Below are 15,944 nucleotides of genomic sequence, written 5' to 3'. Positions count from 1 at the left end.
TGTTCATTTTTTAATTACGTTCACAAATTGTGAACATTCAAATATAATGAACATTTATAGAATTTTATCAAAATTAGCTTTAATCTTTTCCTTCAATTCTTCCCCTTTTTCAAACTGCTCCAGCAACTGCGCTTTAAGGCTCTCCATTTTTTCTTCAAAAGGGATCCCGTCATCTTCTTCGGCTTCTGTGCCTACATAAATGCCCGGGGTAAGTTTGTAATCCTGCTTTTGCACTTCGGCTATGGTTGCTGCTTTGGAGAAACCTTCCACATCCACATACCCTTCGACGGGACTCAGGGTGACATTGCGCCACTTGTGATAGGTTTCTGAAATTTTATTAATATCATCATCACTAAAAACCCGCAGTTTTCTGCTGGCCATTGTGCCCATTTTGGAGGCGTCCAGGAACAGGACCTCGTTGTTTCGCTCCCGGTGGGTGCCGTCTTTCCCATCGCGGTTTTTGCTCAGGATGAAAAGGCAGGCGGGGATTCCGGTGGTGAGGAACAGCTTATCGGGCAGGCGTACAATGGCATCTATCATATAATTGTCTACCATATGCTGCCGCACGTTTTTCTCTCCTTTATTGTTGGAGGTCATCGCGCCGTTTGCCATAACAATTCCGGCAGTCCCGGTGTCGCTTAAATGGTGCCAGAAGGTTTGCATCCACATATAATTGGCGCTGCCATCTGTAGTAAATTCTTCCTTGGGTCCAAACAACCGGGGGTCGCCATCGGGCAAATCTTCAGGGTGCCAGTTGCTCACATTAAATGGCGGATTGGCAATGATATAGTCGGCTTTCAGGTTTGGAAATTTGTCATCGAGCAAAGAATTCCCCAGTTTAATATCAAAAGAAAGGTCCCGTAGCATCAGGTTCATAAGGCACAACCGCAAGGTTTGTGCGGTCATTTCCTGCCCATAGATCGCGATGTCTTTTTTGTTTCCGCCGTGTTCTTTGATAAACTTCAAACTCTGGACAAACATACCACCACTTCCACAAGCCGGATCAAAGATGCGGCCTTTGAAAGGTTCCAATAGTTCCACCAGCAGCCTTACAATACTTCCGGGCGTAAAGAATTGTCCCGCACCCGATCCTTCAGCCATTGCAAACCGGCCAATGTAATATTCATAGATACGGCCCAGGATATCGCTTTCCGGATTTTCCTTTTCAGAAAATTTGGGGTGGGAGAGGAGGTTTATAATTCCGCCGGTTTGCTTGGGCGATAATTCACTCCGCACAAAGATCCGCGGCAAAATATTCACCAGCTGCGGGTTATACCCCGTCAATAGTTCCTGGATCACATCAAAGGCATCATCAACCTTCACTTTGATATCATCCTGCTCTGCATTGTCCTTCAAATATTGCCAGGAAGCGGTTTCAGGAATTTTAAAAGTATTTCGGGAGCGGTATTCATCCCGGTCCTCCAGAACGTAATTGATCTCTTCCTTATCTGTAGTGTAATAATCGGAGTTTGGATCTTTCAGAAGATCCTTTAATTCCTCGCGCACCACCTCATAGCGTTCGCTAAGGTGTTTTACGAAAACGAGGGGAAGGATGTAGTTTTTATAGTTATTCTCAGATACCGCGCCGCGCAATTCGTTCGCTGCATCCCAGAGTTCTTTTTCAAAATCAATGTCTGCTTTTGCCATTTAGGGGGGAGGTTGTTCTTTTTTTATTTATAGTTAAGTGAGATTAACTGCACTAAAGTTATGATAATTTTAAGAGACTTACTGCTAAAGTTGATCACAGTTGCAACCGTACGGTTGGTATCTGTGCAACTGTACGGTTGGTTTTACGGTTGCTACCGGTTGCTGAAACAATTTTTCATATTACATTCACCTGTAAGTCAAAAACTTAACGAGCATATAATCGTGCAACCGTTATTTCTTCAAATCCAGTAAAATTAGTGTTAAACAGCTATTTAGCCATTCCTGTAGGGAGGGAATGGAGCAAATATAAATTAATAAAGTAAAAGTAAGTTAGCTCTTGACGTAAATATGTAGCTTCTGCAGGAAAAAAATCTTTGATGTAAAGTTGATCCTTCTTGAATAGGACGTATACCTTTAGAATTAAAGATTCTGAAATGAAGTCAGCAAGATATCTTTTCGATCAAGAAGTAGAAGCCGTGCTCAGCCGTTGCAACCGTAAAATTAATTGCCGTTGCATTAGCCGTTGCTGAACGGTTGCTGGAGCCGTTGATTTATTAAAATTGATTCAGGAATTAATTGATATGTGTCTTATAATCAGTTGTTTAATAAAAACAACATACGGTTGCAACGGTGATCTTCAAAAAGTGCTTTTATAGGATCTTTTTTAGTAAAAATCAACATAGGTTCCATTGTGATCTGAATAGGCAAAACCATCTTCTGAGAATTGATTCCAGGCTCCTGCTGTGATATTTATTTCTTCACATAAACTCTTAGAGATGCAGATGTGATCAATATTCCTTCTTTTTCTTCCTTTACCATCGGGCGTAAGGAAATTCATTTCATGAAAATCAATTTCTGTTACACAAGACATTCTACTGTCAGTTAATTTCTGCGTCAGAAGTTTTCTCCCCTGAATAGTACCGTAGCCTTTTGGCAGCCCATCTCTTGTTTGATTAAAATCGCCAGCCACTAAAAATGGAACATCTGGATAATTATCCATAATATTTTGCCAGTCTGAGGACTGATCAATTATATCTTCCACATGCAACTGCCATACTTTTTTTCCTTTATCAGGATACCGGTTGCCGTTCACTCCGGCCATGTGATAAGGAATAATAGTACCATAGATGATAATAGGACCAAAAGGAGCTTCAATCAAGCAACAGGCGGTCCGGAAGGAATTGGAAGTCTCTATTTCTTCTACAACTTTCCACCGGGACCAGATGGTGATCCATGGTTGATCTTTGTATAGCTCGAATTCTTTTGATTTGACAGCTTTATATTCCGGGGCAAGATTGATCAGCTCGGAGGTTTCTGTTAGGATGAAGATGTCTGCCGCAATGTTGTTTAACTTTGATTTAATTCGGTTAGCTTTTGAATTATTCCGGGGCCGGTCGAGATTCCAGGTTGCTATTCGATACTTTTGGTTTTTAGTTAGATTCATTATTCTTGCTCATCTCTAAATTCAACTTTTCCTTTTTTTATTTGCCGTGTTTTATCGGTGAAGAAATCGTAGTAATCCTGTTCCCATTTGCCCTTCCGGTAGATGCACGACATGTAATCATAAAGATCCGGGCGTTGTTGCCCGCTGAGACTTTTATGGACATATTCTTTTCTGACTTCCAGGTTATCTCCTTCAGAAGGTGAATATTCAAAATCAAATCGGTTGTTGGAATTAAGTTGCTGAAGCAGATATTCAGAAGTCATTTCCCCACCAAGACTTTCGACTGGCATAACTATTTCTCCCATCAACATATCATCTTTTTCACCAATGTACTTGTAGAGGGTCCAGATGTAATGAATCTTCTCATAATCAGCTTTGTCTAATTTGGCCTTGTCTCTAAGAGGCAAAGGCTTTTTACTTATTGAGGAACAAGTGCAGAAATGGAGGTTGGAGTTGGGTTTACACATTTATTTAAAGTATTAAGAATACCTATAAGCATTTAGTTATAGCTATATATATTCTTCGAAAGAACCTATCCGACACTTTTCCCATAATAAAAGTAAAAGGCTTCCATAGGTTTTTATTTAGCCCTGTAGGGAGGGCCAACGGAGCACAAATTAAGAAAGTTTAATGAAGTCTTGGAAAGAATTTTCGACTACTACTGGTTCATAATTTTGAAATTTCAGCTGCTATTAACTGTACTGAACTTTAACTAGCACTCTATTTCAGTGAAATTCCCCGCTGGTGAATATATTTTTTGTTTATATGCAACAAATATTTAACTTACTATGAATTAACCAATTAGAATATCGCCCTACCCGATTTCTTTCCTTAAATAAATCAAATGGCTAATCAATTAGTAGATCTTTCAAAGAATGGAAGTTTAGGAGTTAATAGTGAAAACGCTTTTGCATCGTTAGGATATGGAGTTGATTTGGCAGCGGATTTTTGTAACGGATTTAATTTACAGTTTGAAGCAGAGGCTTCAGGGAGAGCAGGATTATCAGCAAATGTTACCGATTTTTTCGAGGCTATTGTGGAAATTGAGGCTGGTGCTGAAGTTGGGCTTCAAATCGCGGCTCAGCTTTCTCCAAAATTACTTGATGAAATTGGATTAATCGCCTCTGTTCAGGCCTATTTAAAGGCCTATATAAGAGCAAGATTAGAACTAAGACTTACCCTGGAAAAAATCATTGAAAATGTTGGAGATAATTCCAGCACGATACAACTTCAAATATTTAAAAAATTTGTTGAGCAATTGGAAGTGGGTGTCGGGGTAGAAGCCAATGCACAAGTTGCCATTACTGCTGCTGCAGAAATCGTTTGTCGAGGAAGACTGATGGCGACTAACACTGAAAAGGCCGGTTTTGACTTTAGATTGAATGCAGAAGCTGCTTTTATGTTTGGAGCAGGTTTTGACTTCTTTACTATGTCTCGATTTGAAAATATTACTGAGTTTTTTAGAGATTCCAAGGATATCCTTCTCAAAGCAGTTAAAGAAGAAACTGCTGACCAGCAACTTTTAGATGATGATCAGAAAAAGATTGTATTTCTTGTTTGGGACACCGTACTCGATACCATTATTGACGCTAGTGCTTCGGAGATTGGTGACAAACGAAAATTATTTTACAATACAATCAGTGAATTCTCTTATCAGTTTTTATTTGATCAAATTAACAAAATATTTGAAGATTTAATTAATCTGCAAACCCGTCAATTGATTACCTGGTTAGATGACAATGAAGATCTTTATATTGATGATATCAATGAAATTCTGGTTTGGCTGGAGAAAATAGAACAGGATTGGAAGCAGAAAACAAACATTTTTAAATTATTACCCCATTTAGTTAGTCTGGTAAATTTACTTGATAAATTAGAATATGATCAGATAGCTCCTCTTAAAAACATAATTTCACATGCTTATTTCTTAGGATATCTAATCGATGATTCTAATAGAGATCAATGGAAAAATATTCCAGAGTTTACACAGGGGGATTTTCAAAATTTGGTTGGTCGATCTCTTCCAGAAATCACTTCCGAAAATGACTGCTATGATTATCTCGATGCATCTTGTATTGAGGAATTCCTACAAACCAATACAAATAATACCGTAAATAGGATCAAATTTTTAGTTGACCGAATGCGTGCAAATGGCTCTAGAATTACAAAATTGTTTCAACTGCTGATAACGTTGAAGGATGAACAGTCAAGGAAAGAATTATTAGATATTGGTATAGATGTATTGGAACATTTACTTAATGATGAGATTTCAAATCTTCTTGAAAATGAGTTCAGACCTGTCTTGGAAAATAGTACGGATTTTGGGGAGGATTTTGTCCAGGTTCTTTTAGACAATATTCACCAGAGTTATACTAGTGTTTTTATTGGTTTATTTCGAAAAGTGTTTGTGGAAAACGGAACCAAAAAAGATATCGACCAGGTTACCACCCTTGCCCTTAAATTTCTAATCAATATTTTAGGAAAGAATGTAAAATTTCTGGTCCACGAATTACTCGAATATTCTGCAAGAAACATAACAGATTCTATTACCCAATGTGAAAGTAGGATACGAGGTGGAAGTCTTAATAATATGGCTCTTCGACTTCAAAATAAAGTTGAGGATCAAATCGATGCCGTGGTTCCATATGACCTCCCCGATGATATTTCTTCTACCATGGTAGATAAAATGTTGCGTGCTACGAATCAATTTTTACTGGATATTTTAGCTATTGCACGAACTTCCATGGGAACTGAAACCTGGACCGAAGACCGGATTGCAGAAATAAGCGGCGGCTTAGAATATGTAATCTTTAATCCTGAAAGCAATCATTTAAATTTTCAAACCCTCACGGCAGATCAGATAGAGAATAAGCTCCAGGAGCTCAATGATTGTGATTTTTTACCGGACTTCTCCAAGGAGGAATTAGCAGAATTAATGGAAACTCTTCAAACAATTGGTTTGACACAGTTAAAAGCATTTCTTTTAGAAATGCCAGTAGCCTTGGCTATTTACCTATTGAAGCTGCTCAAAATTCTCTTCGTTGACTTTATCATTGAAATTTTAGATGCCTTATGGGCAAAATTGAAGGATTTACTAGAACGTATAGAGGAGCTGATTGAAGAATTTAAGGAAAAAATAGAAGCCCTTATCGAAGAAATTGCCGAAACCCTGGAACGTTTAGTTGAAGCTGTGGATGAGCTTTATAATAAAACAAAAGAAGCCATTGCGCTGTTCTTTGAAGATTTGATCAGGGATATAGACTTTGCTGAACTTCATTGGATAGTAGAGCCTTTTGTTGATGCTTATAACTTTATTCTTGGCAATGAATCCGAGGAGGATAAAGCTAAAAAATTTATGGAGGATCTTAAGTTGCTTGCTTTAAACAACTTGGAAAATAGCAATTTTATAATTAGAATGGTAAATAGAGGGAAAACCAATAATTTCAACAGCCAATTGTTCCAGACCTTTATCGAAGATGAAATTATTGATTTCTCCGTCCTTGAGAAAATAAATTTCAAAACTATAGATTCAATTCCAAATCATTGGAGAACTAAAGCTAATGAAGCTAGAATTAATTACAGTGTCTCCAATATTAAGGAAGAAAGTGTAAATTTTTTTGGTAAGGACCAACTTGACAATATATTACGAAAAGATCTCCGAAATATGGAGAATAAGTTCCTAAAGCTTCAGGAGCATCTTCAACATCTTAATGAGTTACAACCGGAGCAAATTAAAATTAATAGTCCGTTAATCATAGATGTTGCAAATAACGATACACCTATATATGGAAAATATCTCTATATAAATATTGATTTTGGAAGTTTGGATGCAGAGACGGTCATTAAAAATCAGTTATCCTTACACCCTGACAAGCTAATTGACCCAGACGGTAGATTAGCTTTATATGAATGGGAACGAGAATTACGATATTTGGGTGATCCTGAAAATTTCAGTCCGATTCAGATCAAACTCTTACTCAACGGTCGTGAAATCGATTTGAATTCCTGTGAAATTTTTGGAAGCAGATTGAATGGACATATTGATACTTCAGAGCTAAAACACGGATATAATGACCTATTTGTTTTAGTGGTAGTACCTTCAGATTTTTCCAATAAGCAAGTCCAAAGGCATGTAAGATTTTATTGTGATCATCGGAATCAGAATCGGCCTTCAAATTCAATATTTATCGATCCGATTGCCTCTGTGATCAATTCCAAAGGAGATGATCATAAAGATGCTCAAAGAAACAATATTGAGGATCGAGAAAAGGTAATTATTAAAAATAATAGCCCCAATGAAGTTAAAATGGATCATTGGACTTTGACCGATGCTGCAGGCCATAAATTTATTTTTGGTGACAGACAACTATTAAAACCCGGCAAGAAATATGAAATTTTTATTGGCGAAAGAACTCTAGGGGTTAAGAATTGGAAGGCCTACCATAAAGGACGATTGATCGCCATGCTAAACAATCGAGGGGAGTTTTTGAAATTAGAAGATTCTAATGGGAAAGTAGTTTCACATATATATACAGGAAACCCCAAATTGAATAAACACATACAATTCATTTCACTCAGATAATATGGATCCAACGGAAATAATCAACGAAAGCTATGCTATAGCTAATGATGGGTTTAGACATTTATTACAACGTCTAAAGGATAGGCTTAAAGATAAAAAGAATAAAAATTTTGTTCAGGATTTTGACTTATCTCAAAATGGAAAAGTAATTCATGCCCATATCTATTATATAGAGTGGCTGTATGGAGCAGTTTATCGTAAAAAAACAGAGCACTATTTTCTGTTATATGATTTTGAGGTACAAAAAAGCGAATTAAAACAAGCGCATAAAGATGCTTTGTCTGAATTCTTTTCTGAAATTTTTTTAGATGAATTAATTAAGAATTCGAAGCTGGATACCAGAGATTTCGAACATTACCAGCGCCCCTTTATCCCGAATATTGAAAAAGGGAAAAAAGAAGCCTTATTAATATCGCAGCTTTGGGGTCCGGAAAGTTTTGCATCTAATACCCGCGAAAATGTTATCCGTTTACAATTATTGGAACGATTTAAAAGTAGGAATGGATCAAATTCTTGGTGGGAATCTAATCAAATAGCTATTACTGATCCTGCTAATTTGATTGAGTTGGAAACAGATGTTGTTCCAGATGAGGCTTATCCGCCATTTAAAATTTCGAACTTATTATATTGGCGGAAATCGCCCGAACTCTCAGAAAATTTCTCAAAATTTGTCGGTAGAGCAAGTGAAACAGGCACAAATAGTATTAATAGTCCACTGTCACTACAGCGAGCACAAAATGTTATTGATTTTTTGAATGGGCAATTTACATCTTTACAAGATTATATAGAAGGAGAAAGTCTAGGATTAAGCGCTATTGGTCGTGGAAGTGAAGATCCTATAATCCTTAGCGAGGATATGTTGGAAATCAGTGAAAACAGGAGTGTACAGTTCTCTTTTTTCCAGGAGCATGATTACATCCATTTACTAACATCGGATGAATTAAAATCTACCTATAAGGATGAGGTAAGGAATGTCAATACAAACTTAAAAAACCAGGTCACTTATATGGAAAATTATCTGGCAAATCCTAATCAAACTTTCAATTTGCCTGCACCCACTCAGGGTACTCTAATGGACAATCTACGTAAGGCAGACCTAGTATTCTCGTTTGGAATGGTTAGCATAGATTTTGCTAAACGATATAAAGGAGATTTTAGAAACCTGCTTAACCAGACTGAAATACCTAATATTCCAGAAGGAATTAATTTAAAGAACCATAAGGTAAACGATCCGGAAGGCCGGGGCGGTACGCCCCCCATTTTACCTATGGCAGAGATGCTTCTTAGGGGAGAATTTTCGACAAGGAATTCTGATGTTTTTAAGAATCCACTAAGTCCTCAGACACGCCTAAAAAATGCTGCAAGTACTTTTCAGTTAATAATTAATGAAATGGTGCAAAATTATAGCAGTGATTACAGTCCGTCCCTAGCATCAGATGATTATATCTCATATTACAAGAGGTATACAAAGAATGATTTTACGGCAAATTCATTTTTAATGGTAGAAATGGCTAAATCAGAATTCCAGCAAGCCTTAAATCATAATATGTGGATTTTTCGATTAGATTTCACAAATGATAATTCTATTTATCAGGCGCGATTTGGTAATCCTATTGTAAACCTTCAGATTACTTTAGCCGATAAGTTGTTTATGGAAGGGGAAGAACTTTCTTTTACCCCGGGTTTTGTAGACAAAATGCAAGATAAAATCGATTCAAGGGTGATAAGGACATTTTTTTGGTATGCTCCTGAAGTAAAAGAATATCATTATCAAATGCGAAAAATTGTATCAAAGAACATCGTTAAGACAGTTATACTGTCCAGTCACCCTGAATTGAGACTGTTTTATTCAGGTTTAGGCTCTTTTGGAATGATCTTATTCATTGATAAAAAACTTCCAAACCTTAGGCATGAATGGTACCTACCTAGTGCAGGAGAAGCCAATTGGTAACATATTCCTATTACAATACCTTAAGCCATCATGGCGAAAGCTAAAAATAATGTTGAGGAAGAAAGGCTGAAATGGAAGAAATGGAGGTATATTAAAAGGATTCTACTATACGTCAATAAATGCTATTTAACTTTTTAAAAAGATATTCTCATCAGATTGAAAAAAGCTGATCAATTAAAGAACGAATGCTTAGAAATTTTCTCCAATCTCTCCATTGGCGAAGCTTTTATATAGTTGTAAAAAACCTTTTCTGAAGTATGTCCGCTAATAGCCATAATATCAATAACAGGCATATCTGCCTTATAAGCGTTGGTGCAGAAGCTTCTTCTGGCAGTATGGTTAGTTAGTAATTGGTGTTTTTTGAACGTGGTTTTAGTGCGGATTCCACCTTCAGTGCGCTCAATAGTAATTTCCTCATTGAGTTTGGCCTTTTTTCCAATGCTCTTTAGGGCCTCGTTGATCTTTTGCTCCGGAATCATAATAGGAAATTGGCCTTCGCGCTTTTTCAATATATCTTTTATGAACGGATGAAGCGGGATGTGCACTACTTTGCCTGTCTTCTGGGTTCTAATTTCCAGATAGCTGATGCCTCTAAAGGCTTTGATGTTTGAAGTTGAAAGGCTTTTATAATCGGATACTCTTAAACCAGTTACTGCAGCTATGACGAAAAGATCCCGGGCAATATCTAAATGTGGGCGCTTTGAGTACTCTATTTCCTTGATGCTTTTAATTTCATCCATTGTGAGATAAATATGGTTCACCTCTTCTTTGGGTTTGGTAAAGGCTGATTTTTGGTAGTCCAGACTCTTGTGAAGCCCTCTTTCAAAAGCATCATGCATGACCGTCTTTATGTTCTTGATTTGGGTTCCGATATAATTATCAGTATATCCTTTGTCCTGTAGCCATTGGATGAATTCGGAATGGAACGTCAGGCTGATATGCTGAAAAGCTAATCTGCCGCCGATATGGTTTTCATAATCTTCAAGAATCCGGAGAGTATTTTTATATGGCTTTAGAGTACTCTTAGCAAGAGGCTTTCCGGTGCTTGGTCGAGGTTTGCTCTTAAAGTATTCCGTAAACCACTTGTAATGGTCTGTCAAATAGTTAGCTTCTTTATTTCCGTCACTCTTGTTTTTCCACTGATTGATCCGCTGCTTAAGGATCCTATTGTCAATTGGAATATCCTCTTTTTCTAAATCTCTTAATAATTGCCGGGAAAAAGTTAGAAGCTCAGCCAGGTCTGCATTAATATTACTGCTATCGGGTTCCGCTAATACGTTCTTTACTGCATTATTTTGTTCATCCCAATGTGCAGTTTTTTTTATACTCAACCCGGTCGCATATCGGTACTGTTTCTTTCGGCCGTAATTGAAATGAATGTAGATATTTTGTGTAGTTCCTGTTCCTTGGCGGAGTTTTACTTTGACCGATCCCATTTTTTAGAGTTAATTTTGTACCGCCTAATGTACCGCCCTTTCTTGAATTTAACGTTATTCAACTTTAGTTTTTTATGAATAACATCCTTTAGAAACAGCTACGAACCGCCATACATAAAGGATATGTACTGAAAATTTAATTAAAATAGAATAAGTGAGTATAAATAAGAAGTAGTCCTGTCGAGGTCACTTTTTAGACTCGAAAACCCTGTTAATCTATTGATTTTCAGGGTTTTTCATTTTTTTGATATCAAATAATGTTGTCTGATTTAGGGTTGTAAGGTCAACAATCCGGTCAACAAATTAACTTGAGAAATTTGTTGACCAAGTGCTGAATTTTGTATCTTTCATTTATAGTTGGTTTGACTTTCGTCTTTCACGGAATACTCATTTAAAGACGAACAACTATGACTTCATCACAAACATTCTCTATTCTCTTCTGGATTAATAACTCCAGGGCCAAAGATGGATTGGCCGAAATTTATGCTCGTATTGTGGTTAACAGACAGCGAGCTAATATTAGTTTAAAAACAAAAGTAAATCCAGAACACTGGGATAAAAGCAAGGGTCGTCTGAGAACAAAAGATAAAGATTCAATTCAGGTAAATGGATTCATAGCGCAAACTCGTACACAAATATTCCAGTGCTATATGGATCTTAAAGCCTCCGGCACCATTTTTACAGCCCAATCCCTTAAAGCTCGTTTTCTCGGAGAAGATAAGGATCATACATCGATGTCGGAATTGATTGCTTATCATAATGAAAAAATGCAACCCATACTTCATTATGATACCATGCGCCACTTCAAGACGAGTCAAAATTATATCATGGAATTTATCCAGAAAGAGTATCAGAGCAGTGATGTTTTTCTAAAAGATCTTGACTACAGTTTTATCATCGGATTCGAAAGTTTCTTACGTTCTTATAAACCCAAGCATTATCAAGCAAAGATTGGTAATAATACCATTATGAAACACATTCAGAGACTGAGAAAGATGATTAGAATGGCGTTTCATATGGAGTGGATGGAGAAGGATCCTTTTATAAAGTTCAAACCCAAATTAATTAAAAAAGAAAGAGATTTTTTGACTGAGACAGAAATGGAAAGACTGGAAAACCTCTCATGTTCCATCCCGAGGCTAACAAATGTCAAGGATCTTTTTCTTTTTAGTTGTTTTACTGGTATTGCCTATGGGGATATTATGTTACTGACCAAAAAGAATATAGTGGAAGGTGAAGATGGCAACCTGTGGATCATAACCAGTCGCAAAAAGACCTCCACCCCGGTAAAAGTTCCATTGCTTCCTGAGGCCCTGGGGATTATTGAAAAATATAAAAAAGACTATCGCACTTCGATAACAAATACCTTATTACCTGTTCTTTCCAATCAGAAGATCAATTCCTATTTAAAAGAAATAGCATACCTGTGTAAGATCAAAAAACACCTCACCTTCCATATGGCGCGACATACCTTTGCAACAACTGTAACTCTTACTAATGGTGTTCCCCTGGAAACCGTATCTAAACTTCTAGGTCACACAAAGCTTACAACTACCCAAATATATGCCAGGGTAATTGAGAAAAAGGTTAGTGAGGACATGAATGAGCTTAAGGTCAAAATGCAGAAGAAAAAGTTAGTTGGTTAATACTTGTTCTGACACTTTTCTATTATCGTTTTATCATTGATTGAAGGAATCCTTTAGAGAAAGCATAATTCTGAGTCTTCGAAATAGTTAAAGTAGTTCTTCAATTCACTCCTCCATGAACCCTTTCTGAAATTGGCTTTCGAAAGTCAAACCACCTATCCCTCTGAAGGTCAACTTAAGACTTTTGGAGGGATTTTTATTTCACTATCATGGGTAAGAATAACACTTCAGCTTTTAAGCCGCCTTAGGTCCTGATCCCGCTTTAGAATTTATTCATCTTCTATTTCTTAATCCATATGCGTCCGATAAAAGTCCCGGTTCAACTACTGATCTCTGCCCAACAGGAACATTATGTTTCCAGGCTCCGGTTTTTCCTGCTACTCAAAATGATGTACCCGCAAGGAAAATCCAAACTGTCATGGGGAGAAATGAGAGCCATTCAGCAGGTATTAAGGATAAAGTCAGAGAAAACCATGAAATCCTATGTTCGGTTCTTTGAAGAAAAAGGATGGCTAAGGCTCAATACAAAAACCGGTTACTACCTGATAAAATCTTTTGATAGAATAAGGGATGAAAATGAGTGGAGGAGCCGTAGTGCTATCCTCATGCTACCATTTGACCTCTATAGATTAAAGGCTTTTATAGGGGCAGGAATTTTTGCTTATTTACACAGTATTTATCTGAAAAGACAAAGAGAAAAGGAAAGCGTTCAGAAAAAAGGGAGAACCTGTCATTTTCTTCTATCTGGTCGGAGCAGAAAAAAAGCTGTACCTGTTTCAGTCAATGGAGTAGAAAAGATCTTTAAAATTTCCAAAGCCATTGCTTCTCGTTTAAAAAGAGCTGCAGAAAAAGAAAGACTTTTAAAGATTAAGAAAAACTATTCGAGGCCAATTTCTAAAGAAACAGTACGATGGTGTCTAAAGTACAGCGGTCTGCCTCAGAAAATCGTCTACCGTAGAAGAAGACACCGTCTCCAGCTCACCGACACTATCACCCCTCTTTTTTCTTTTACCCGCCGGAAAAAAATGAAAACATTATAGAAAGGTACATAGGAAAACAAAAAAATATAGAAATAAAAATCTAATTTGAGAGGGTGTTTTTAATGTTTTACAATTGAAATCAAAACTATTACACAAGTTGTTTCACTGGTTGTTCCACAGGTTGTACAAATTATGAATAAGTTAAAAGACAACTTTAAATCCACTCCCTCAGCACATTTCCCTACGCTGCGCTGCGGAAAAAGAGCTTCGGGAAAGGTCTTGGACCCATGGCCATAGGATTCCTTTCATTTCGCTCCAGGAGGAAATCCTTCCACTGCATTACAGTCCTCCTCTAACCATGCGTCCGCCTGATTGCTAACTTAATAATCAAAAGTTAAAGTCCCCCGTCGACTTCAACAGCAACTTCTTCCCAAGCCTCCGCTGTTGTAACCATTTTTCTTCGGCAAAGGAACGGGATTTAGAAGTTAGCCGGCCTGAATGGGGGTTTTTGGCAAATCTATAAATTAAAAGTACGGCCTATCCTAATTCTAAATCCCGAAAAGTTGTGCATCAAAAATGGTTACGCGATGGCTCTGGAAGAAGTAAATGTTAACTAGCTGAAATTTTTTCAGCCGTCTTACTAGCAGGAAGGGTAATCAAAATGGAAAACGTTCCGGATGAAAAAAGTAAATAGTATTTATTCTTACGGGTTGGCAGGATAATCTTCAGGAGGATACCACAAATTCTAAAAACTTAAATACTTTTTGCTGGAACTTACGTGGTAAATAAAATTATTAAAATAAGTGTTTCAAAATAAATTTCTGAGCCACTATTTTGAACAACAACCCAAAACCATAGCATAAAGCGCCTAGTTATAACCACTTAAAGAACAAAACAAAAATTTTACAGTTTGATAGGGTATGATGAGATATTTTAAAGTGGAAAAAGAGAAATATAAGAGTTGGGAGAGGTGTTACTAATGAGCCAAAGCCAAAAAACCTTATTGTTCAGAACTAAGTTCTGGAATATCCCTCATTTTTCCATTTTCTTGTTTCCCAAGAATAACCACTTCATTGTTTACTTTGTATTCATCAATGGCCATTAAAAGCTGGTCTTCAGTATCTCTCGGGATTTTAATGTCGGATTGATTTTTGGTTTTTATTTTTGACTTCTATATAATAACCATCTTTCAGGTCTGTTGGTTTAGTGGCAGGTCTTCCCATAACAAGCTTAATTTAAAATTTATTAAAGGAAGTAATATTTATACCAGAATCCATGTAAAATTTCTCTTAAATCTAATACTTCGACTGTCTTTTTTTTCTGTGGTCGAATGTATCAATCATGCTTAAATGCCGCCAGCACCCTGAAAATATGCATTACCGCAGGAAAAACAGCATCCATAGATTCAGCTGCTCCTTTAGTTGATCCAGGGAGAGCCAGCACAAGGGTATTCCCTATTAATCCTGAAACAGAACGTGATAACATAGAATATGGTGTTCTTTCCTGCCCGTAATTTCTTATTGCCTCCTCGATTCCGGGCACCGGTCTTTCGAGAAGTGGCCGTACAGCTTCGGGAGTTACGTCCCGGGGGGAAAGTCCTGTACCGCCTGTAAGGATGAGCAGGTCTATTCCTGCTTTAGAATACTGTTTTATCAGCTCCTGAATTCTCTCCTTTTCATCAGGAATAATTACATAATTATTAACTGAAACCTCATGAGCTTTGAGCTTTTCCATAATGATTTTCCCGGCGCGATCTTCTTTTTCTCTCGCCGAAATTGAGTCTGAACACACGATGACAGCCGCCCTAATATCATTCTCTGCAACTACCTTGCGGTAATCTGTCTTTCCTCCTTTTTTCTCCAAGAGTTTGATATTTTCAATACTGATGCCTTTGTCTATTGGCTTTAGCATATCATACATGGTAAGAGCTACGACAGATGCAGCATGCATGGCTTCCACCTCAACTCCGGTCTTATAGATGGTATGTACTTCGACTTCAATGAAAACTGCAAGTTCTTCAATACGATACCTTATGTTGGTATATTCAATTGGCAGAGGATGACAATCGGGAATCATGTCGCTGGTGCGCTTCGCTGCAAAAAGTCCGGCGGTTTTTGCCATTTCAAACACGTCTCCCTTAGGCACCTTCTTTTGCTCTATAGCTTGGATCGTTTTGAGATCGCTTACTTTAACCATTGCCTGTGCAATGGCTTTTCTAAGGGTATTGGACTTATGGGTAATATCTACCATATAATTTC

At 37.3% G+C, this 15,944-nt stretch carries 9 protein-coding genes; 4 read left to right on the top strand and 5 right to left on the bottom strand.

The genetic code is table 11. From position 1 onward, the window contains the following. Positions 1 to 54: 54 nt before the first annotated feature. From LA313_RS00530 to LA313_RS00520, 3 genes are all read right to left on the bottom strand, one after another. Positions 55 to 1,647, bottom strand: coding sequence for a type I restriction-modification system subunit M (locus LA313_RS00530; protein WP_228912654.1), 1,593 nt, complete (start codon positions 1,645 to 1,647; stop codon positions 55 to 57). Between the two features lie 664 nt (positions 1,648 to 2,311). After that, positions 2,312 to 3,091: an endonuclease/exonuclease/phosphatase family protein gene (locus LA313_RS00525; RefSeq protein ID WP_228912653.1), complete on the bottom strand. Its 780-nt coding sequence runs from the start codon at positions 3,089 to 3,091 to the stop codon at positions 2,312 to 2,314. Next, positions 3,091 to 3,558: a hypothetical protein gene (locus LA313_RS00520; RefSeq protein WP_228912652.1), complete on the bottom strand. Its 468-nt coding sequence runs from the start codon at positions 3,556 to 3,558 to the stop codon at positions 3,091 to 3,093. Before LA313_RS00520 ends, LA313_RS00525 begins: the two co-directional genes overlap by 1 nt. 377 nt (positions 3,559 to 3,935) lie before the next feature. Between LA313_RS00520 and LA313_RS00515 the strand changes: the two genes are divergently transcribed. Together LA313_RS00515 and LA313_RS00510 are read left to right on the top strand one after the other, a co-directional pair. Then, on the top strand, positions 3,936 to 7,673 hold the full coding sequence (locus LA313_RS00515) for a lamin tail domain-containing protein (RefSeq protein WP_228912651.1): 3,738 nt from the start codon (positions 3,936 to 3,938) through the stop codon (positions 7,671 to 7,673). A 1-nt stretch (position 7,674) separates the two neighbouring features. After that, entirely contained in the window at positions 7,675 to 9,624 is a 1,950-nt protein-coding gene (locus LA313_RS00510) for an OmpA family protein (RefSeq protein WP_228912650.1), read from the top strand. A 170-nt stretch (positions 9,625 to 9,794) separates the two neighbouring features. On the opposite strand, the gene LA313_RS00505 is transcribed toward LA313_RS00510, so the two are convergent. After that, a complete protein-coding gene (locus LA313_RS00505) occupies positions 9,795 to 11,060 on the bottom strand; it encodes a site-specific integrase (RefSeq protein ID WP_228912649.1) in 1,266 nt (421 codons plus the stop codon). 407 nt (positions 11,061 to 11,467) lie between these two features. Between LA313_RS00505 and LA313_RS00500 the strand changes: the two genes are divergently transcribed. Then, a complete protein-coding gene (locus LA313_RS00500) occupies positions 11,468 to 12,706 on the top strand; it encodes a site-specific integrase (protein ID WP_228912648.1) in 1,239 nt (412 codons plus the stop codon). A gap of 296 nt (positions 12,707 to 13,002) precedes the next feature. After that, a complete protein-coding gene (locus tag LA313_RS00495) occupies positions 13,003 to 13,746 on the top strand; it encodes a hypothetical protein (RefSeq protein ID WP_228912647.1) in 744 nt (247 codons plus the stop codon). A 1,275-nt stretch (positions 13,747 to 15,021) separates the two neighbouring features. Here the strand turns inward: LA313_RS00495 and moaCB are convergent. Next, a complete protein-coding gene (moaCB, locus tag LA313_RS00490; RefSeq protein WP_228912646.1) occupies positions 15,022 to 15,936 on the bottom strand; it encodes a bifunctional molybdenum cofactor biosynthesis protein MoaC/MoaB in 915 nt (304 codons plus the stop codon). Positions 15,937 to 15,944: the final 8 nt, after the last annotated feature.

The sequence above is a fragment of the Salinimicrobium sediminilitoris genome (assembly GCF_020866905.1).
In the GTDB taxonomy this organism is placed as follows: domain Bacteria; phylum Bacteroidota; class Bacteroidia; order Flavobacteriales; family Flavobacteriaceae; genus Salinimicrobium; species Salinimicrobium sediminilitoris.
Note: the sequence above shows the minus strand (reverse complement) of the source record. Positions and strands in the feature narration are given on the sequence as shown.